This window comes from Nocardioides seonyuensis (genome assembly GCF_004683965.1).
GTDB lineage: Bacteria > Actinomycetota > Actinomycetes > Propionibacteriales > Nocardioidaceae > Nocardioides > Nocardioides seonyuensis.
In genome coordinates this window covers 218384-237705 of record NZ_CP038436.1, presented here as the reverse complement: position 1 = coordinate 237705, position 19322 = coordinate 218384, and the positions used below count along the sequence as shown (strand labels likewise).

Annotated in this window: 20 protein-coding genes; 13 read left to right on the top strand and 7 right to left on the bottom strand. The window is 70.7% G+C overall.

All coding sequences use genetic code 11. The features are described from left to right. Position 1 precedes the first annotated feature (1 nt). Positions 2–439 (bottom strand): SRPBCC family protein, encoded by a 438-nt coding sequence (locus EXE58_RS01160; RefSeq protein ID WP_135266190.1) that lies wholly within the window; start codon positions 437–439, stop codon positions 2–4. A 131-nt stretch (positions 440–570) separates the two neighbouring features. Between EXE58_RS01160 and EXE58_RS01155 the strand changes: the two genes are divergently transcribed. Genes EXE58_RS01155 through EXE58_RS01125 form a run of 7 tightly spaced genes read left to right on the top strand, consistent with a single transcriptional unit; the run spans position 571 to position 7986 of the window. Next, positions 571–1827: an NAD(P)/FAD-dependent oxidoreductase gene (locus tag EXE58_RS01155; protein WP_135266189.1), complete on the top strand. Its 1257-nt coding sequence runs from the start codon at positions 571–573 to the stop codon at positions 1825–1827. After that, a complete protein-coding gene (locus EXE58_RS01150) occupies positions 1824–2576 on the top strand; it encodes a DUF1365 domain-containing protein (protein WP_244242368.1) in 753 nt (250 codons plus the stop codon). The genes EXE58_RS01155 and EXE58_RS01150 overlap by 4 nt, the downstream gene beginning before the upstream one ends. After that, positions 2573–3832 carry an SAM-dependent methyltransferase gene (locus EXE58_RS01145; protein ID WP_135266188.1) on the top strand — a complete coding sequence of 420 codons (1260 nt, stop codon included), beginning with the start codon at positions 2573–2575 and terminating at the stop codon, positions 3830–3832. The genes EXE58_RS01150 and EXE58_RS01145 overlap by 4 nt, the downstream gene beginning before the upstream one ends. Next, the gene (locus EXE58_RS01140; RefSeq protein WP_135266187.1) at positions 3829–4596 is read left to right on the top strand and encodes an SDR family NAD(P)-dependent oxidoreductase; all 768 of its coding nucleotides are present in this window, start codon (positions 3829–3831) and stop codon (positions 4594–4596) included. Before EXE58_RS01145 ends, EXE58_RS01140 begins: the two co-directional genes overlap by 4 nt. Next, the gene (locus EXE58_RS01135; protein ID WP_135266186.1) at positions 4593–5957 is read left to right on the top strand and encodes a cryptochrome/photolyase family protein; all 1365 of its coding nucleotides are present in this window, start codon (positions 4593–4595) and stop codon (positions 5955–5957) included. Before EXE58_RS01140 ends, EXE58_RS01135 begins: the two co-directional genes overlap by 4 nt. 56 nt (positions 5958–6013) lie before the next feature. Further along, positions 6014–7501: an AlkA N-terminal domain-containing protein gene (locus EXE58_RS01130; protein WP_135266185.1), complete on the top strand. Its 1488-nt coding sequence runs from the start codon at positions 6014–6016 to the stop codon at positions 7499–7501. Next, entirely contained in the window at positions 7501–7986 is a 486-nt protein-coding gene (locus EXE58_RS01125) for a methylated-DNA--[protein]-cysteine S-methyltransferase (protein ID WP_135266184.1), read from the top strand. The genes EXE58_RS01130 and EXE58_RS01125 overlap by 1 nt, the downstream gene beginning before the upstream one ends. A 10-nt stretch (positions 7987–7996) precedes the next feature. Here the strand turns inward: EXE58_RS01125 and EXE58_RS01120 are convergent, their stop codons facing one another. Further along, positions 7997–8410: a hypothetical protein gene (locus EXE58_RS01120; protein ID WP_135266183.1), complete on the bottom strand. Its 414-nt coding sequence runs from the start codon at positions 8408–8410 to the stop codon at positions 7997–7999. Between the two features lie 56 nt (positions 8411–8466). Beyond that, entirely contained in the window at positions 8467–9189 is a 723-nt protein-coding gene (locus EXE58_RS01115) for an IclR family transcriptional regulator (protein WP_135266182.1), read from the bottom strand. A 141-nt stretch (positions 9190–9330) separates the two neighbouring features. Here EXE58_RS01115 and leuC point away from each other — a divergent pair, with 141 nt between their 5' ends. The 3 genes from leuC to EXE58_RS01100 all read left to right on the top strand — a co-directional run bounded on the left by leuC (position 9331) and on the right by EXE58_RS01100 (position 12238). Continuing rightward, positions 9331–10740 carry a 3-isopropylmalate dehydratase large subunit gene (leuC, locus tag EXE58_RS01110; protein WP_135266181.1) on the top strand — a complete coding sequence of 470 codons (1410 nt, stop codon included), beginning with the start codon at positions 9331–9333 and terminating at the stop codon, positions 10738–10740. 12 nt (positions 10741–10752) lie between these two features. Beyond that, positions 10753–11352 carry a 3-isopropylmalate dehydratase small subunit gene (gene leuD, locus EXE58_RS01105; protein ID WP_135266180.1) on the top strand — a complete coding sequence of 200 codons (600 nt, stop codon included), beginning with the start codon at positions 10753–10755 and terminating at the stop codon, positions 11350–11352. Between the two features lie 214 nt (positions 11353–11566). Beyond that, positions 11567–12238: an HU family DNA-binding protein gene (locus tag EXE58_RS01100; protein ID WP_135266179.1), complete on the top strand. Its 672-nt coding sequence runs from the start codon at positions 11567–11569 to the stop codon at positions 12236–12238. 119 nt (positions 12239–12357) lie between these two features. Here EXE58_RS01100 and EXE58_RS01095 read toward each other — a convergent pair whose 3' ends face one another. The 3 genes from EXE58_RS01095 to EXE58_RS01085 all read right to left on the bottom strand — a co-directional run bounded on the left by EXE58_RS01095 (position 12358) and on the right by EXE58_RS01085 (position 15179). Then, on the bottom strand, positions 12358–12621 hold the full coding sequence (locus EXE58_RS01095; protein WP_135266178.1) for a hypothetical protein: 264 nt from the start codon (positions 12619–12621) through the stop codon (positions 12358–12360). A gap of 327 nt (positions 12622–12948) precedes the next feature. Further along, positions 12949–14322: an HNH endonuclease signature motif containing protein gene (locus EXE58_RS19890; RefSeq protein ID WP_135266177.1), complete on the bottom strand. Its 1374-nt coding sequence runs from the start codon at positions 14320–14322 to the stop codon at positions 12949–12951. A 230-nt stretch (positions 14323–14552) separates the two neighbouring features. Beyond that, on the bottom strand, positions 14553–15179 hold the full coding sequence (locus EXE58_RS01085) for a CofC family guanylyltransferase (protein WP_135266176.1): 627 nt from the start codon (positions 15177–15179) through the stop codon (positions 14553–14555). Positions 15180–15263: 84 nt separating this feature from the next. Here EXE58_RS01085 and EXE58_RS01080 point away from each other — a divergent pair, with 84 nt between their 5' ends. Both EXE58_RS01080 and EXE58_RS01075 read left to right on the top strand, forming a co-directional pair. Beyond that, positions 15264–16040, top strand: a complete 777-nt coding sequence (locus EXE58_RS01080) for a lysophospholipid acyltransferase family protein (RefSeq protein WP_135266175.1) — start codon at positions 15264–15266, stop codon at positions 16038–16040. Then, entirely contained in the window at positions 16037–17038 is a 1002-nt protein-coding gene (locus EXE58_RS01075; RefSeq protein WP_135266174.1) for an NAD(P)H-dependent glycerol-3-phosphate dehydrogenase, read from the top strand. Before EXE58_RS01080 ends, EXE58_RS01075 begins: the two co-directional genes overlap by 4 nt. Here the strand turns inward: EXE58_RS01075 and EXE58_RS01070 are convergent, their stop codons facing one another. Continuing rightward, positions 17039–18136 (bottom strand): trans-sulfuration enzyme family protein, encoded by a 1098-nt coding sequence (locus EXE58_RS01070; protein ID WP_135266173.1) that lies wholly within the window; start codon positions 18134–18136, stop codon positions 17039–17041. Positions 18137–18169: 33 nt separating this feature from the next. Between EXE58_RS01070 and EXE58_RS01065 the strand changes: the two genes are divergently transcribed. After that, a complete protein-coding gene (locus EXE58_RS01065) occupies positions 18170–19306 on the top strand; it encodes a D-alanine--D-alanine ligase family protein (protein WP_279638254.1) in 1137 nt (378 codons plus the stop codon). The last annotated feature ends 16 nt before the right edge of the window (positions 19307–19322 follow it).

The window sequence follows — 19322 nt, the reverse complement described above, 5'->3', positions numbered from 1 at the left end:
GTCAGCGACCTGCGTCGCCGAGGACGTCGAGCAGCCGCTGCTCGGCCTCGTCCCCGAGTCGCTTGAAGGCGGGAGCCATGAGTGGCGCGACCAGGCGAGCAAGACCCTTGAAGTCGAACCGTGCGTGGTAGGTCAGCTCGGTCCCTCCTGAAGCGGTCGGCATCAGGGTCATCGTGTCATGGGCGACGACCGTCTTGTTCTCGCCCCTCAGCCGCAGGGTGCGTGGCGCCTGGACCTCCTCGACCACGTAGGTGAGCTCGGTCTCGCGACCCAGGAACTTCGACACGTTGTGGTAGCGCGTACCGACGCCGCCGTCGCCGGACACCAGCGTGGTGGAGACCGTGCCCGGGTCCCACTCGGTCGTCGTCGTGAAGTCCTGGAGGTAGGCGAAGACCTCGTCGTGCGGACGGCTGACAGTCATCGTGCGTCGGATCTCCACGGCAGTCTCCTTGTTGGACAAACCTTTGACAAACCTTGTGCAGAGACTATACCTTCTTGGCAAGCGGGTGGGCAATCCGCAGGGGCGACCGGCTCCGAAGCACTTCTACACACACGACTCGAGGAGTCCGCATGACCACCACGGCCGTCATCGGCGCAGGCGTCTCAGGGCTGACCGCCGCCCACGTCCTGGCGGGCAGCCGCGACGTCACCCTCTTCGAGGCGGACGGCCGTCTCGGCGGCCACGCCCACACCCACGACGTCCCCTCGGGCGCGGGCGGCCTGCTCGCGGTCGACAGCGGGTTCATCGTCCACAACGAACGCACCTACCCCCACCTGCTCCGGCTCTTCCGCGAGCTCGGGGTGGAGACCCGGCCGACCGAGATGAGCATGAGCGTCACCTGCTCCTCGTGCGGCCTGTCCTACGCCGGCGGCCGCGGCGCGGGCGGCATCCTCGCCCAGCCCTGGCGCGCCGCCGACCCACGGTTCCTTCGCACCCTCAGCGAGGTGCCGCGCTTCCACCGGGCCGCGCGGGCGCTGCTGGCCACCGAGGGCGCCGAGACGACCTGGGGCGAGTTCCTCGCCGAGGGCGGCTACTCCGACCACTTCGTCCACCACTTCGCCGTACCCCTCGTCTCCTGCGTGTGGTCCTCGGCCGACGCCGACGCGCTGGCCTACCCCGCGCGCCACCTCTTCCAGTTCCTGGACCACCACGGGATGCTCAGCGTGAAGGGCTCGCCGACCTGGCGGACCGTCGTGGGAGGGTCTCGCGTCTACGTCGAGCGGCTGGCCGCGCTGCTCCCCGACGTACGACGCTCGTCCCCGGTCGTGGCCGTGACGCGGCACGCCGACGGGGTGGACGTGATGACCGCCGGCGGCGAGGTGTCGACCTTCGACCAGGTCGTCGTGGCGACCCACGCCGACCAGGCGCTGGCGCTGCTCGCGGACGCCACGGCGCAGGAGAAGCAGGACCTCGACGCCATCACCTACTCCGTCAACCACACCGTCCTCCACCGGGACGAGTCGTTGCTGCCGGCCCGTCGGGCCGCGCGGGCGTCCTGGAACCACCGCACCAGCTGCGGTGGCCCTCTCGCGGATCGTGGTGTGACGGTGAGCTACTGGATGAACCGCCTGCAGGGCCTGCCCGCTGGCGACGACCTGGTCGTCACGCTCAACGGAGCCGGCCTGGTCGACCCCTCCAAGGTCGTCGCCGAGATGAGCTACGCCCACCCCGTATTCACCACCGAGGCGGTGGCTGCCGCGCAGCGTCTGCGGTCGGCGGGTGGCGAGCGCCTCGCCTTCGCCGGCGCCCACCTGGGCTGGGGATTCCACGAGGACGGCTGCCGCTCCGGCGTGGAGGCTGCCGCGTCCCTGGGTGTCAGCTGGTGAGCGCGCTCGACGCCCCGCAGGTGCCCGCGCTCGTGGTCGGCACGGTCAGCCACGTGCGCCGTGCTCCGATGCGCCATGCCTTCGAGAACGCCCACTACCAGTGGCTGGTCGACCTCGACGCGCTGCCGCGGTTCAGGGGCCCTCTGCGGTGGCTGGCCCGGTTCGACGCACGGGACCACCTCGACGGCGGACGTCTCGGGGGTGGAATCCGTGGAGACCTGAGCCGGTGGCTGGCGGGCCGCGGGGTCGTGGTCGAGCCCGGGGACAGGGTCCTCATGCTGGCCCACGCCCGGGTCCTCGGCCACGTGTTCGACCCGCTGACGGTCTTCTGGTGCCTGCGCGCGGACGGCTCGCCGCGTGCGGTGGTGTTCGAGGTGCACAACACCTACGGCGAGCGCCACGCCTACCTCGTCGAGGCCGACGAGCGTGGTCGCGCCCGGCTCGACAAGGAGTTCTACGTCTCGCCCTTCAACGACACCAGCGGCACCTACGACCTGGCGTGGCGCCTCACGTCCGACCAGGTACTGGTGAGCATCTCCCTCGAGCGGGCGGGCTCGCGGGTCTTCACCGCGGTGACGACCGGACGTCCCGTGCCCGCCACGACGAGCACCGTCCTGCGCACGTCCGCCCGCCACCTCTTCATGACCCACCGCGTGAGCCTGCTGATCCGCTGGCACGGCATCCGCCTCTGGCTCGCCCGACTCCCCATCCAGCCCAGACCCGCGCACTCCCAGGAGGCAGTTCGATGACCACGCTGACCACAGCCCCGACACGGCTTCCCGTGGCAGTGCCCTCAGGCCTGCGCGCCGGCGTGGCACGTCGGATCCTCCGGGCGGTGGCGGGCCGCGTCCCCGTGGACGTGCGACTTCCCGACGGCTCGCTCCTCGCCGGCGGGGCGGGGGAGCCCGGACGCCCCGTGCTCGAGCTCGTGCGACCGGAAGCGTTCTTCCGCCGCGTCTCCGAGCACCCGAAGATCGGCATCGGCGAAGGCTACATGGCCGGAGACTGGCGGCCGGCTGCCGGCACCGACCTGGCCGAGGTGCTGCTGCCCTTCGCCGAGCGGATGACCACCGCGGTTCCGCCGGCGCTCGCGCGTCTGCGCCGGGTGGTCGACCGACCGATCCCCAGGGCGCAGCGCAACTCGCTCGAGGGCTCGCGCCGCAACATCGAGGCCCACTACGACCTGAGCAACGACCTCTTCGCCGCCTTCCTCGACGAGACCATGAGCTACAGCTCGGCGCTGTTCGAGGAGTCCCTGCCCTTCCACGACCAGGACCTGGCCCTGGCCCAGGTCCGCAAGGTGCACGCGATCCTCGACCTCGCGCACGTCGGTGCCGGAAGCCGGGTGCTGGAGATCGGCACCGGGTGGGGCACTCTCGCCATCGAGGCGGCCCGGCGCGGCGCGGAGGTGACCACCGTGACTCTCTCGCGCGAGCAGGCCGACCTGGCGCAGGGGCGTGTCGAGGCCGCCGGGCTCGCACACCTGGTCGACATCCGGCTGCAGGACTACCGCGAGGTCTCAGGCACGTACGACGCCGTGGTCAGCGTCGAGATGATCGAAGCCGTGGGCGAGGAGTACTGGCCCACCTACTTCGAGGCCATCGACCGGCTCCTCGCCCCGGGCGGGGTCGCAGCGGTGCAGGCGATCCTCATGGCCCACGACCGCTACCTGGCCACACGGCGCTCCTACGGCTGGATCCAGAAGCACATCTTCCCCGGCGGGATGATCCCCTCGGTCCAGGCCATCACGACGACCGCGGACAAGCACACCCGGCTGCGGGTCGACCGGGTGCACGCCTTCGGTCCGCACTACGCCGAGACGCTGCGGCGCTGGCGCTACGCGTTCGACGCGGCCTGGCCCGAGATCAACCGCCTCGGGTTCGACGAGACCTTCCGCCGGAAGTGGGAGTTCTACCTGGCCTACTGTGAGGCGGGATTCGACTCCGGCTACCTCGACGTCGCGCAGGTGCGACTGACCCGCCGGGGACGGGAGGGACGGGCATGAGCAACGATGACGTGGTCAACGGCCGGCGTTTCTGGCTGGTCGGTGCCAGCAGCGGCATCGGTGCGGCCCTCGCGCGCGAGCTGCGCGCTCGCGGAGCCCACGTGGCGATCAGCGCCCGCAAGGCCGAGGACCTCCACGAGGTCGCCGGTGGCGACATGGTCGTCGTACCCCTCGACGCGACGGACCGGCAGGCCGTCAGCGCGGCCGAGGGCGAGGTCAGGGCCGCCCTGGGAGGCCTCGACACGGTCGTGTGGTGTGCCGGCTACTGGGAGCAGTTCGACGCTGCGCGGTGGGACGCCGACTCCTTCCAGCGCCACGTCGAGGTCAACCTGCTCGGGCTCAACAACGTGCTGGCCGCCGTCGTCCCGCCGATGGTCGACGCCGGGCACGGCCACCTGGTCGGCATCGCCTCCGTCGCGGGCTACCGCGGACTCGCCGGCGCCGAGGCCTACGGGGCCACCAAGGCCGCCCAGATCAACCTGCTCGAGGGTCTGCGCGCCGCGCTCAGGCGCCACGGCGTGCGGGTCACCACCGTCTGCCCCGGGTTCGTCCGCACTCCCATGACCGACACCAACGACTTCCCGATGCCGTTCATGGTGGAGGCGGAGGAGGCTGCGCGCACGATTGCCGACGGCCTCGAGGCGCAGCGCACCGAGATCGTCTTCCCGCTCCCGATGGCGATCATGATGAAGGTCGCGCGCGTCGTGCCCGTGCGCGTGTGGTCGGCCATCACGACCAGGATCGGCAACCCGGCGGACGGATGACCGCGATCGTGTGGCTCAGGCGCGACCTGCGCCTCCACGACCACCCTGCCCTGGCTGCCGCAGCCGAAGCGGGCCTCGTGCTGCCGCTCTTCGTCCGCGACCCGCGCTTGGCGGGAGCCGGCGACGCGCGCCGCAGCCGCCTGGAGGCGTCGCTCGCGGCCTTCGACGTCGCCACTGACGGGGCCCTCGTGGTGCGCACCGGCAACCCCGCCGTGGTCGTGCCTGAGGTGGCAGCGGAGGCAGGCGCGCGCAGCGTGCACGTCACGGGCGAGTTCACCCCCTTCGCCCTGGCCCGGGACCGGCAGGTCGCGCAGGCCCTCGACTCGGACGGGATCTCGATGCACGCCGGCGGGACGCCGTACGCCGTGCGTCCCGGCACCCTGCTGACCGGGGGCGGTACGCCCTACCAGGTCTTCACGCCGTTCTCCCGGGCGTGGCACGGCCACGAGGTCGCCCCGCCCGAGCCTCGTCCTGCCGGCCTGCGCTGGCGACGGACGGTGGAGTCCGAGCGCCTCGACGAGGGGCTCGTGGACCACGGGCGGTCGTTCGGCCCGGTGGGGGAGGAGGCGGCGCTCGCTCGGTGGCGCGAGTTCCTCGAGGACGGCCTCGAGCACTACGCCGAAGGGCGGGACAGGCCCGACCTCGACGGGACCAGCCAGCTCTCCGTCCACCTGAAGCACGGCGAGATCCACCCGCGCACGCTGCTCGCCGACGTGGCCGCGCACCCGGCCGCTCGGTCGACGGGCGCGCGCACCTTCGTGACCGAGCTCGCCTGGCGGGAGTTCTACGCCGACGTCCTCTGGCACCGACCGGACTCCGCGTGGGCGGACCTGCGCGACTCGCTGACGCGGATGTCGTACGACACCCAGGTCGAGACCGAGCCGTTGGTCGAGGCATGGCGCGCCGGCCGGACAGGCTTCCCGTTCGTCGACGCCGGGATGCGCCAGCTGCTCGAGACCGGCTGGATGCACAACCGGCTCCGGATGGTGACCGCCAGCTTCCTCGCCAAGGACCTCCACGTCTGGTGGCCGGTGGGCGCGCGCCACTTCCTCGACCACCTCGTCGACGGCGACCTCGCCTCCAACAACCACGGCTGGCAGTGGGTCGCAGGCACGGGCACGGACGCGTCGCCCTACTTCAGGGTCTTCAACCCCGTCACCCAGGGGACGCGGTTCGACCCCCAGGGCGACTTCGTACGCCGCTGGGTCCCCGAGCTGGCCCACCTCGAGGGCCGTCAGGCCCACGAGCCCTGGCGGCACGCGGACGGCTACGCCCACGGCTACCCCGAGCGGATCGTGGACCACGACCATGAGCGGGTCGAGGCGCTCGAACGCTACGAGCAGGCCCGGTCGACCGCCTGACTCGCAGTGTCCGATTTCCGCCGGTCGAGGGGTCGGGCACCGGGCATGATGGGCACATGACCGCAAGCACCGTCGACCTGGATCCCGCATCCTGCTACCGCGCGGTGAAGAGCCGGGACCGGCGGTTCGACGGGGTCTTCTACACCGCGGTGCGCACGACCGGGATCTACTGCCGCCCGTCCTGTCCCGCCCGGACGCCGGCCTTTGCCAACGTCTCCTTCCACCCGACCGCGGCCTCGGCGCAGTCGGCCGGCTACCGCGCCTGCAAGCGGTGCATCCCCGACGCCACGCCGGGGAGCCCGGGGTGGGACGTGGCCGCCGACGTCGCCGGACGCGCCATGCGGCTCATCAGCGACGGGGTGGTGGACCGGGAGGGCGTCGACGGCCTGTCCCGTCGGCTCGGCTACACCTCGCGCCACCTCTCCCGGCTGCTCACCCGCGAGCTCGGTGCGGGCCCCCTGGCCCTGGCGCGGGCCAGGCGGGCCCAGACGGCGCGGAGCCTGGTGGAGTCCACCGACCTCAGGCTGACCGACGTGGGGTTCGCGGCGGGCTTCTCCAGCATCCGTCAGTTCAACGAGACGATGCGCGAGGTCTACGGCTCCTCACCCACGCAGCTCCGCGGGCGCCGTCGCCACGGCCGCCCCGCCTCGGGGACGGTGTCGTTCCGGTTGGCCGTCCGCACCCCCTTCGAGGGTCGGTCGCTGCTCGAGTTCCTCGCGGTCCGTGCGGTGCCGGGTGTCGAGGTGGCCGACGAGTCGTCGTACTCCCGCACACTGTCTCTGCCCCACGGTCACGGGACGGTGCGCCTGGAGCTGGCCGACCTCCTGGCCGACGGCGGGGTCGGACAGGTGTCGGCGACCTTCGAGCTCAGCGACCTGCGCGACACCTCGGCGGCGGTCGAACGGACCCGGCGACTGCTCGACGCCGACTGCGACCCCGTCGCCGTCACCGAGGCGCTCGCCAGCGACCCGGTGATCGGCCCGCTCGTACGACGACACCCCGGCCTGCGCGTGCCCGGCCACGTCGACGGGGCGGAGCTGGCAGTCCGTGCCGTTCTCGGCCAGCAGGTCAGCGTCGCGCGCGCCCGAGGGATGGCAGAAGGCCTGGTCGCCGAGCACGGGGTCGCGATCGAGACCGGGACGGACGGGCTGACCCGGCTCTTCCCCACAGCCGCAGCGCTCGCGGGGCTGGCTCCCGAGGACTTCCCGATGCCTCGTGCCCGGGGCCGGGCCCTCCTCGCGCTCTGCGCAGCCGTCGCGGACGGCCAGGTCGCGCTCGACCGGGGTGGCGACCGGGTCGCCGTACGGGACTCCCTCCTCGCCATCCCCGGCATCGGACCCTGGACGGCCGACTACATCGCCCTGCGCGCCCTCGGCGACCCCGACGTCTTCCTCCCCACCGACGTCGGCATCAGACATGCCCTGGCCGCACTCGGTGCCGACCCGGCCGACGCGGCCACGCTGAGCGAGGAGTGGCGTCCCTGGCGCTCCTACGCGCAGCTCCAGCTCTGGCACTCCCTGTCCACTCCCGAAGGAGAACGTTGATGTTCACCGTGATGCCCTCGCCGATCGGCGACCTGCGCATCGTCGCGCGCGACGAGGCGATCGAGGCGATCGAGTTCACTCCGTTCCGCCCGCCGGCGGACGGGCGGCCGCTCGGTCCGCGCCTCGACGACGACCTGTTGTTGCGGGAGGCGGTCCGCCAGCTCGACGCCTACTTCGCTCGCGACCTCAAGGAGTTCGACCTCCCGCTGGCGCCGCAGGGGACCGAGTTCCAGCAGCGCGTCTGGGAGCAGCTGCGGGCCATCGGCTACGGCGAGACCGCTTCGTACGGCGCGATAGCCCACCGGCTCGGGATGACCAACGCCGCGTCGCGCGCGGTGGGCCTGGCCAACGGCCGCAACCCGATCCCGGTGGTGGTGCCCTGCCACCGGGTCATCGGCGCCAACGGGACGTTGACCGGCTATGCCGGCGGCCTGGAGCGCAAGCAGGCGCTGCTCGACCTGGAGCGCTCCGGCACGCTCTTCTGAGGGAGCGGTCTCAGCCTTCGCTGCCGGAGGCCCCGCCGAGGGCCCTGCCGATGGCCACGCCGACGAGCGCGGGGGCCAGCACCAGCGAGCCCATGAAGACCATCAGGAAGGCATCGACCTGGAGGCGTTCGGAGACGGTCATGCTGTCGTCGGACTCGACCAGCGCCAGGCCGACCAGCCACAGCACGCCGAAGACGACCGCGACCACGGCCCAGACGGCCGTCGCCGTGGCGGCGCCCCTGGCGCGACCGTCGACGATGCCCCACAGGCCGCAGGCCAGCGCCACGAGCGCGAACGCGAGGAGCCCGGCGCCGATGTTGGCGTCCTGCTCCCCGGGGAAGAGGTAGGGCATGGCTGCGTAGTAGGCGGTGAGCAGGACGCCCAGTACGACCAGGCGCAGGACGACGGCGAGGAGATGGGTCATGCGGCCAGCGTGCGCCGCAGGTGGCGGCGTGGCATCCGTCGTCGTACTCAGCCGCGCTATTCGGCCGCAGCGCGGCGCAGCGACTCCGAGAGTCTCTCGGCAGCGGCCAGGACGGCCGGAGCGTGCATGCGACCGGGCTGGCGGGAGAGCCGCTCGAGCGGGCCGGAGACCGAGACGGCGGCGATGATCTTGCCGCCGGGGGAGCGCACCGGGGCGGAGACGGAGGCGACGCCCTGCTCGCGCTCACCGACTGACTGGGCCCAGCCGCGGCGCCTGATCCCCGACAGCGCGGTCGCTGAGAACGCGGCGTTCTGGAGGCCTCGGTGCATGCGGTCGGGGTCTTCCCACGCGAGCAGCACCTGGGCGGCCGACCCGGCGCGCATGGTGAGCTGTGATCCGACCGGGATCGTGTCGCGCAGGCCCGAGGGACGCTCGGCAGCGGCGACGCACACACGGTGCTCGCCCTGCCGGCGCCACAGCTGGGCGGACTCGCCGGTGATGTCGCGCAGCCGCGCGAGCACGGGGCCGGCCGCCGCGAGGAGCCGGTCCTCGCCGGCGGCGGCGGAGAGCTCGGAGAGCCGTGGCCCCAGCACGAAACGGCCCTGCATGTCTCGCGAGACGAGGCGGTGGTGCTCGAGCGCCACTGCCAGCCGGTGGGCCGTCGGTCGCGCGAGGCCCGTTCCCGCCACCAGACCTGCCAGCGTGGCGGGTCCGGCCTCGAGCGCGGCCAGCACCAAGGCGGCCTTGTCGAGTACCCCTACCCCAGATCCGTTGTCCATATTGCGATATTCCCATCTCAGATCATGGGATGCAAGGCCTATTCTTGGTGAACACAGACACAGCACGTGACAACGCGTCGAACCTGCTCCGAGACCCGGAGCGCCGGCCCGTCACGGTAGCCGACGAAGGAGCCGCACGGCATGGCAACGAGCCCCAGGACATTGGCCGAGAAGGTGTGGGACGAGCACGTCGTCCGCACCGCACCGGGTGAGCCGGACCTGTTGTTCATCGACCTCCACCTCCTGCACGAGGTGACCTCGCCCCAGGCCTTCGACGGGCTCCGGCTGGCCAACCGTGCGGTCCGCAGGCCCGACCTGACCCTTGCGACCGAGGACCACAACGTCCCGACGCTCGACTGGGACAAGCCGATCAAGGATCCGGTGAGCCGCACGCAGGTCGAGACGCTGCGCAAGAACGCCGCGGAGTTCGGGGTCCGCCTGCACCCCCTCGGTGACGTCGAGCAGGGCATCGTGCACGTCGTCGGTCCTCAGCTGGGCCTGACCCAGCCGGGCATGACCATCGTCTGCGGCGACAGCCACACGTCCACGCACGGCGCCTTCGGAGCGATCGCCTTCGGCATCGGCACGTCCGAGGTCGAGCATGTCCTGGCGACGCAGACGCTCACCCAGGCCAAGCCCAAGACCATGTCGGTGACCGTCAACGGCTCGCTGCCTGCCGGGGTCACGGCCAAGGACCTCGTTCTCACGCTCATCGCCCACACCGGGACCGGCGGTGGCCAGGGCTACATCGTGGAGTACCGCGGCCAGGCCATCGAGGAGCTCTCGATGGAAGGACGCATGACGGTCTGCAACATGTCGATCGAGTGGGGTGCGAAGGCCGGCATGATCGCGCCCGACCAGACCACCTTCGACTACATCGAGGGCAAGCCCGAGGCCCCCAAGGGAGCCGACTGGGACGCCGCGGTCGCCCACTGGAAGACGCTGGTCACCGACGAGGACGCCGTCTTCGACAAGGAGATCGTGCTCGACGCGACGACCATGGCGCCCTTCGTGACGTGGGGGACCAACCCCGGCCAGGGGGTCCCGCTCAGTGCCGAGGTCCCCAGCCCCGACGACTTCGACGAGCCGACCGACAAGATCGCCACCGAGAAGGCCCTCGAGTACATGGGCCTCGAGGCCCGCACCCCGATGCGTGAGATCGCCATCGACACCGTCTTCGTCGGGTCCTGCACCAACGGCCGCATCGAGGACCTCCGCCTCGCAGCCCAGATCCTCGAGGGCCGCAAGGTCGCCGACAACACCCGCCTGCTCGTCGTGCCGGGCTCGGTCCGCGTGCGACTCCAGGCCCAGGAGGAGGGCCTCGACAAGATCTTCGTCGAGGCCGGCGCAGAGTGGCGAGGAGCCGGCTGCTCCATGTGCCTGGGCATGAACCCCGACCAGCTCGCCCCCCAGGAGCGAAGTGCGTCGACCTCCAACCGCAACTTCGAGGGTCGTCAGGGCAAGGGTGGGCGCACCCACCTGGTGTCGATCCCCGTGGCTGCCGCCACCGCCGTTCGCGGCACCCTGTCGTCGCCCGCCGACCTGGACTGACGAGGAGCCCTCATGGACAAGTTCACCACCCACACCGGCGTCGGCGTCCCACTGCGACGCAGCAACGTCGACACCGACCAGATCATCCCGGCGGTCTACCTCAAGCGCGTGACCCGCAGCGGTTTCGAGGACGGGCTGTTCGCAGCCTGGCGCGGCGACGAGGACTTCGTGCTCAACAAGCCCGAGTACGCCGCAGGCACCGTGCTCGTCGCCGGTCCCGACTTCGGCACCGGCTCCTCGCGCGAGCACGCCGTCTGGGCACTGCAGAACTACGGCTTCCGGGCCGTCATCTCCTCGAGGTTCGCTGACATCTTCCGCGGCAACTCCGGCAAGGCCGGTCTCGTCGCCGCGCAGGTCGACGAGAAGGTCGTGCAGCGACTCTGGGACTACCTCGAGGACTTCCCGGGCGCCTCCGTGACCGTCGACCTGGAGAGCCGAACGGTCAAGGCTGGTGAGGGTCCTGACGCAATCGAGGACTCCTTCGACATCGACGACTACACGCGTTGGCGTCTGCTCGAGGGGCTCGACGACATCGGCATCACGTTGGGTCACGCCGATGAGATCGCCAAATTCGAGGCAAGTCGCCCGAGCTGGAAACCAGCCACTCTCTGAGCACCAACTTCGACGAGAACCCCCATTCCATGGGGGTTCTCGCCATTTCTATGACATTCCAAGGCCGACCAGTGGTCCCATGGACGTTTCGGACACCCGAAAAAACCCCGGAAAATGGGCGGTTGGTGATTGTGGCGGTCCTTGCGAATACCTAGCGTGCACTCCATGAGGTCGAGCATCGGCTCGGCACCCGGGTTCATTGGAAGGGAAGCTAGTGAACAAGTCACAGCTCATCGACGCGCTCGCCGCGCGTTACGAGGGGAACCGCAAGCAGGCGGCCCACGCACTCGACTCGGTGCTCGACACCATCACCCGCGAAGTCGCGCGGGGTGAGAAGGTGGCGATCACCGGCTTCGGTTCGTTCGAGAAGGCGGTGCGCAACGCCCGCTGGGTCCGCAACCCGCAGACCGGCGAGCGCATCAAGTCCAAGAAGAAGTCGGTGCCGAAGTTCTCCGCAGGCAAGGAGTTCAAGGACATCATCTCCGGCGCCAAGAAGCTCCAGAAGCTGACGGCAGCCAACATGCCCAAGCCTCCGGCCCAGGTGCGCGCTGCCGCGTCCGCGGTGTCCGCCCCGGCCCGGGCTGCGGCGACGAAGAAGGCCACCCCGGCCAAGAAGGCCACGCCGGCAAAGACGGCAGCTGCCAAGAAGGCCACGCCGGCCAAGAAGACCACGGCGAAGAAGGCCACCCCGGCCAAGAAGACCGCTCCCGCCAAGACCGCGGCTGCCAAGAAGACGACGCCGGCCAAGAAGACCACGGCGAAGAAGGCCACCCCGGCCAAGAAGTCGACGCCGGCCAAGAAGACCACGGCGAAGAAGGCCACTCCCGCCAAGAAGACCACCACGGCCAAGAAGGCTCCGGCGAAGAAGACCGCCAAGAAGTCCTGACGCACCACTTTCCTCGAGGGCGGGCCTGCGGGCTCGCCCTCGAGGCATTTCTGCTGGTCCTGCCCGTGTCGGAACGCCGGCTACTTGATCTGCCGATGTCGGGAGGTGCCTCCCGGCGGCTACGCCGAGTTGAACACTGCCCAAGCGACGAAGACGGCCAGCCCCGACATGCCCGCCAGAAAACACCCAGCGGCGACCGCCGAAGTCGCGAGCCAACGGCGTAGGGCCAATCCCGCGAACACGACCAGCATCACCGCCCAGAGCGCGCTCAGCGTGGCCCATTCGATGAAGTCACTGGTCACCCAGATGCCACGGGCGCGTGACCTGTCGTTGATCAGGAACCATGCGACAACGGACACCGACGCCTGAGCGGCGAATGCCACGGCTACCAGCCGAGGCCAAGCCGGGTTGTGGGGCACAGGTGGCGGTGACATCGCATGAGTATGACGCCGCGAAGCCACCGCGCCGGGGGCTTCGCGGGCATCCGGACCTGTCGCGATGCGTGCGCTGCGCTGGGCCGGGAGGGCAACGGGGAATGTCCTGGCTCGTTCTCCTAGGCACGGGACCAAGTGTCTTCCCGACCTGCGAGAGCGCCGTATCGCAGATGTGTCTGACTCGGGTAAGGCATGCCCGCACCATGACCGCGCGACCTTCCAGCCGAGTGGAACTCAGCCAGTCGCAGGGCGAACTGACATCCGTGTGATCGGACCTCAGCTCGTGGGCAGGGTGATGGTGCCGGTGGGGGTGACGAGGGCGGTGAGGGCGGCGGGTCCGGTCCAGAGGTAGGTGCCGGGTGCGGTGCGTTGGTAGCTCCAGCGGCCTGTTGTCTTGGCGCGGTGGTGTCTTCGACACAGCGGCGCGAGATTGTCAGGTCTCGTCTGGCCCGGTGGTCCGCCTTCGTCGGGGTCCTCGTAGGGCTCGATGTGGTCGAGGTCGGCGTGCCGTGAGGGGTGTGAGCACCAGGGGAACACGCAGGTCGGGTCGCGCAGGACGACCTGCTCGGTCATCCGCGGGGGCGGGTCGTGGCGGTCGACGGACCAGGTGTCCTCGGTGGCGACGTGGAGGACCGGCTGGATGGTGAGGCGGGAGCGGCCGGCCCAGTCCTTGATCTGGGCCAGGGTGACCGGGCCGAGCCCTTCGACCGTGCCGACCGCGCCGGACGTGCCGGCGACGACGTCGGCGAGGGAGGCGTGGAGGTAGAGGCGGACCTTGGCGTCGCGGCGCTCGATCAGGCGACGCCGCAGCTGGGTCTGGTCCTCGGGGCTGGTGTCCTGGTCGAGGAGGCTGGTGAGGTCGAGGCGGGCCTGCGCGTCGGCGATGACACCGAGGGCCTTGGCCTTGCGGACCTCAAAGCTGTCGTCGTCACCCAGGGACCCGAGTGCTTCTGCTTCGGCGCACACGATGTCGTGGAACCGGGTCAGGTCGAGAGTGTCGCCGATCGCGTGGAGCTCACTGGTGGCGCCGCCCTGACTCGGGTCGCGGTGGTTGAGCTTCACGTCCCACTCGCTGCGCTGGCGCTTCTCCTTCTCGGCCAGGGGCTCGCCGTCCACCCGGGCCGCGGCCTCGGCGATCAGCCGGTCCAGTGCCCCGAGGCCGAGGGAACCGACCCTGCCGGCGGTCTGCCGGTCCACCCACAGGGCAGCGTCCAGGGACAGGTCTCGGGTCCGGAAGGCGACCCGGCGCGCCTTCCACACCGCAACCAGCCCGGCCTGGGTCTGGTCCCAGAGCACCGGGAGCCGGTGGTGGAGGTCCAGCGCATCAGCCAGCAACGCCGTCGCAGCAGTGGGTGCGATCCCGCAGGCGACGGCGAGCGGCTCGGCGGTGAACGCCGCCACCGCCGGCGTCCCTGCACCACCCAACGTCTCTGGGGCTTCCAGGACCGAAGGGAGGACAGGCCCATGAGGAGTCTCGGCCGCATCCACGACCGGGTGCGCAACAGCCCATTCGTAGGCGATGCGCAGCTGGTGCACTGCCGCTTCGCGCATCACGGCCTCGCACTCGGCGGCCTGCTCCAGCAGGCCACGCACGCTCGCGTCCGCGAGGTCGACGACCTCGGGATCGGAGTCTTGTGCGGTGCTGGTCATGGGAATACTCAACCAGTCGCCACCGACAGTCGAAGGCCCGAGAACCGCCATTCCACAGGGGTTTCGAGACAGGACTTCGTCCTTCCTCAACCAGCGAGGGGTGCGGGGTTTCGAGACGAAACTTCGTTCCTCCTCAACCACCGAAGGGGCGCCCTTCCTCAACCACCGGAGGGGCCTTCCTTCCTCAATCACCGAGGGAGGGCGTCCGCCCTCCTCGACCACCGGGCCAGTCAGTCGAGGTCGATCGCACTCGTGTGAGGACCCAGCCCGAGCTCACGCGCGACGTTGAGAGCCTCGACGTCGTCGACGTCGTGCCGGACTGTGGGCGCTGGTACGACGACCTCCTGGGCGCCCGCCGCGACGTGCGCGCCAGCCGAGCCCGGTCCGAAGTAGGGAGCGAACAGGCCCACAGGTGCGCCGTAGACGGTGGTGCCGGTGCCCGAGGAGTCCCGCACGAAGCCGGGGGAGTCGGGCGGCAGCGCGTCGAGGACGTCGGCAAGCTCCTCGGACCGCAAGGTCGGCAGGTCTGCGCAGAGCACGACCGGCCACGCGCCTTCCCAACGCCTCACTGCTTCGGCCGCGGCCTGCACCAGCACGACGTTGAGGTCGGTCGTCGTACCGTCCGGGATCACCTCGCACCCCAGTTCACGGAGCTGTGAGGCGAAGCGGTAGTCGTCGGTGACGGCCAGCACCGCGGTGACGCCCGGCGTCATCAACGCAGCTCGAGCGGTGTCGAGGGCGAAGGCGCCGGCGAGCCGGCGTCGTACGTCGTCGGGCAGCCCGGTCAGGCGCGACTTGCCGATCGCTGGCGGCTTCACCGGCAGGATCACGACATGGTGTCGGGGCGTCGTGGACACCCGAAGGAGTGTGCCAGCGAGTAGCCTGCTTCGCGACGCAGGGTGTGTCCCGGCCGCTTGGGCCGTAGAGATCGGAGTGGCGGCGTGCGGGTCCGCAAGCTTGAGCGGAAGCGAGGGTGGCCGTTCGTCGTCGCAGAGTCGATCCTGCGTCCGACGCTGCTCTCCGCGGTCGCCCACACCTGGATCGACGGGGAGAAGATCCCGGCCACAGGTGGCTGCATCCTGGTGCTCAACCACGTCTCCCACATCGACCCGATGCTCTCGGCCCACCTGGTCTACGACCACGGCCGGCTGCCGCGCTACCTCGCCAAGTCCGGCCTCTTCAAGAACCGCTTCCTCGGCGCCTTCCTGAGGGCGCTGGGTCAGATCCCGGTGGAGCGCCTCAGCCGCAACGCCGTCGGTGCCTTCGACGCCGCTGTCACAGCCGTGCGCGAGGGCGAGTGCATCATCGTCTACCCCGAGGGCACCTTGACCCGGGACCCGGACCTGTGGCCCATGGCCGGCAAGTCCGGCGCCGCCCGGATCGCGCTCGCCACCGGGTGTCCGGTGATCCCGGTGGGTCACTGGGGAGCCCAGGACGTGCTCTACCCCTACTCGACGCGTCCCCACCTGTTCCCGCGCAAGAGGGTCGTCATGAAGGTCGGTGACCCGGTCGACCTGGACGACCTGCTGGGCCAGCCCGTCACCACCGCGACCACGGCGGAGGCGACGCGTCGCATCATGCGAGCCATCACCGACATCGTGGAGGACCTGCGCGGGGAGAAGGCGCCCACCGATAGGTTCGACCCCAGGAAGGCCGGGGTCACCGAGATCGGCAACCCGGGCGCGTCGAGGTCGAAGAAGCGGAGGAGGCACCCGTGAGCAAGGTCGCCGTGTTCAGTGCCGGGTCCTGGGGCACCGCCTTCTCGCTCGTGCTGGCCGACGCCGGCAACGACGTCAGCCTCTGGGCCAGGCGCGAGAGCGTCGTCGAGACGATCAACGACCGCCGGGAGAACACCGACTACCTGCCCGGGGTGGAGCTCCCGACCTCGATCTCGGCCACGGCCGACGCCGAGCAGGCCATGTCCGGTGCCGACGTCGCGATCCTCACCGTCCCCTCCCAGACGTTGCGGGAGAACCTCACCGAGTGGGCGCCACTCATCGGGCCCGACACCACGCTGGTGTCGCTCATGAAGGGCGTCGAGCTCGGCACGCTGATGCGGATGAGCGAGGTCATCCACGAGGTGACCGGTGCCGACCCCTCCCGCATCGCGGTGGTCAGTGGTCCCAACCTGGCCCACGAGATCGCCCGACGCGAGCCGGCCGCCTCCGTGGTGGCGTGCACCGACGAGGACCAGGCCAAGCGCCTCCAGGCGATGATCCACGGCCCAGCCTTCCGTCCCTACACCTCCACCGACGTGCTCGGCTGCGAGATCGGCGGCGCCTACAAGAACGTCATCGGCCTCGCGGTCGGCATGGCGGTAGGCCTCGGCTTCGGTGACAACACCACCGCCTCGGTGATCACGCGCGGCCTCGCCGAGACTGCCCGGCTCGCGACCGCGCAGGGGGCCGACCCGCTCACCCTGATGGGTCTCGCCGGACTCGGCGACCTCGTCGCCACGTGCTCCTCGCCCCTCTCGCGCAACCGCACCTTCGGTGAGCGGCTGGGCCAGGGCATGACGACCGAGGAGATCTACGCCACCACGCGCCAGGTCGCCGAGGGTGCCAAGTCCTGCAAGTCGCTGCTCGCCCTCGCGGACCGTGTCGGGGTCGACGCTCCCATCGCCGCTGCCGTCGACGCGGTCGTCGACGGCAAGATGACCGCGCAGGACATGATGCAGAGCTTCATCAAGCGCGACACCAAGGCAGAGCGCGACTAGCTAGCCCACGCACCCGTCGAGCGCCTGGCGGAGGTCGTCCCACAGGTCCTCGACGTCCTCGATCCCGACGGACATCCGCACGAGTGCGTCCGGGATGGTGGCGGGCTCGGTCTTCCAGCGCCGACGACGCTCGAACGTCGACTCCACCCCGCCCAGCGACGTGGCGTGCACCCAGAGCGACGTCTTGCGCGTGAGCAGGTCGGCGGCCAGCTCGCCCTGGTTGGTGTCCGAGGGAGCCAGTACGACGCTCACGATGGCACCGAAGCCGGGGTAGCGGACCTCACCGACCGCAGGGTGCTCCCGCAGCCGGGTGACCAGCTCCTGGGCGTTGGCCTGGGCCCTCTCGACGCGCAGGTGCAGCGTGCGGAGCCCGCGGAGGGTCAGCCATGCCTCGAAGGCCCCCGGGATCGCGCCGAGCAGGTCGCGGCGACTCTTGAGCACGTCGTACAGCTCGTCGTCCCTGGTGCACACGGCACCCATGAGCACGTCGGAGTGACCGGCCAGGAACTTCGTGGCGGAGTGCACGACGATGTCGACGTCGTGGTCGAACGGAGTCTGCAGCAGGGGGGTGGCGAAGGTGTTGTCGACGACGACGTAGGCACCGGCCTCCTGGGCAGCAGCGGTGATGGTGGCGATGTCGGCCACCTCGAGGGCGGGGTTGGTGGGCGACTCCAGCCAGACGAGCGCTGCGTCGGCACAGGCCGACACCACGGCGTCGGTGTCGGTGATGTCGACCAGCTCCGCGACGATCCTGCCGCGCGACTCGAGGTCGGCCAGCTGCATCACCGTGCCGTTGTAGGAGTGGCGCGGTGCCACGACCTTCTGCCCGGCGCCCACGAGGTCCAGGACGGTCGACACCGCGGCCAGCCCGGAGGCGAACGTGAGGCACCGGCCGCCCTCCAGGGACCCGATCGCCTCCTCCAGCGCCGTCCACGTGGGGTTGCCGTAGCGGCCGTACTCGGTGGTCCCGCCGGCGACGTAGGTCGAGGCCATCGTGATCGGCTCGTTCAGCGGGCTGTCGGGTGTGCGGTCCGGCCGACCTGCGTGGACGGCCCTGGTGCTGGGGCGCAACGAGGAGGGCTGCGTGCTGGGTTCCATGACGGCCAGCGTAGGTGGATAGGGTCGGGCACGATGAACTCCTCCCAGCTGATGGCCTCGGGCCAGCGCAAGCCCCGCGTCGCCGTCGTCTTCGGTGGCCGTTCCAGCGAGCACGCCATCTCCTGCATCACCGCGGGCAGCGTCCTGAGGGCCATCGACCGCGAGGTCTACGACGTCGTCCCGGTGGGGATCGCCGCCGACGGCCGGTGGGTCCTGGAGTCCGGCGACACCTCTCGGCTGGCGCTGCACGGGTCGGCGCTGCCTGCGGTCGACGGTGAGCGGGCCGCGATCTCGCTCATGCGCGAGGAGGCCCACACCGACCTGGTCGTGAGCGAGCCCGGCCAACCCCCGCAGACGCTGGGCGAGGTCGACGTGGTCTTCCCGGTCCTGCACGGGCCGTGGGGGGAGGACGGCACCATCCAGGGCATGTTCGAGATGGCGGGCGTCCGCTACGTCGGAGCAGGCGTGCTCGCCTCGGCCCTGGGCATGGACAAGGCGTTCATGAAGATCGCCCTGGCTGCAGCGGGTCTCCCGGTGACCCCGGGCATCGTCGTCACGCGTCGGGAGTGGGAAGCCGATCGCGGCGACGTCCTCGCGCGGGTGGAGTCATTGGGCTACCCCTCCTTCTCCAAGCCCTCAAGGGCGGGCTCCAGCATGGGGATCAGCAAGATCCACGACGCCTCCGAGGTCGCGGGGGCCCTCGAGGAAGCCTTCGCCCACGACCCCAAGGTCCTCGTCGAGGTCTCGATGGAGGGCGCCCGCGAGGTCGAGTGCGGCGTCCTCGGGTCGCTCGAGGGTCCGCCGGAGACGTCCAGGCCCGGGGAGCTTCGCGTCGGGGGCGACCACGAGTTCTACGACTTCGAGGCGAAGTACCTCCCCGACCAGCACACCGAGATCGACATCCCCGCCGACCTGCCTGCCGACGTGGAGGAACGGCTGCGCGCCATGGCGCTGCGCGCCTTCGAGGCCGTGTCCTGCGAAGGGCTCGCCCGCGTCGACTTCTTTCTGATGCCTGACGACTCGGTCGTCATCAACGAGCTCAACACGATGCCGGGGTTCACCCCGACCTCGATGTACCCCCAGCTGTGGGCGGCCGCCGGCCTGACCTATCCCCAGCTGGTCGACCGCCTCATCCAGCTCGCGCTGCAGAGGGACACCGGCCTGCGCTGAGCCGGGCCGTCCCGGT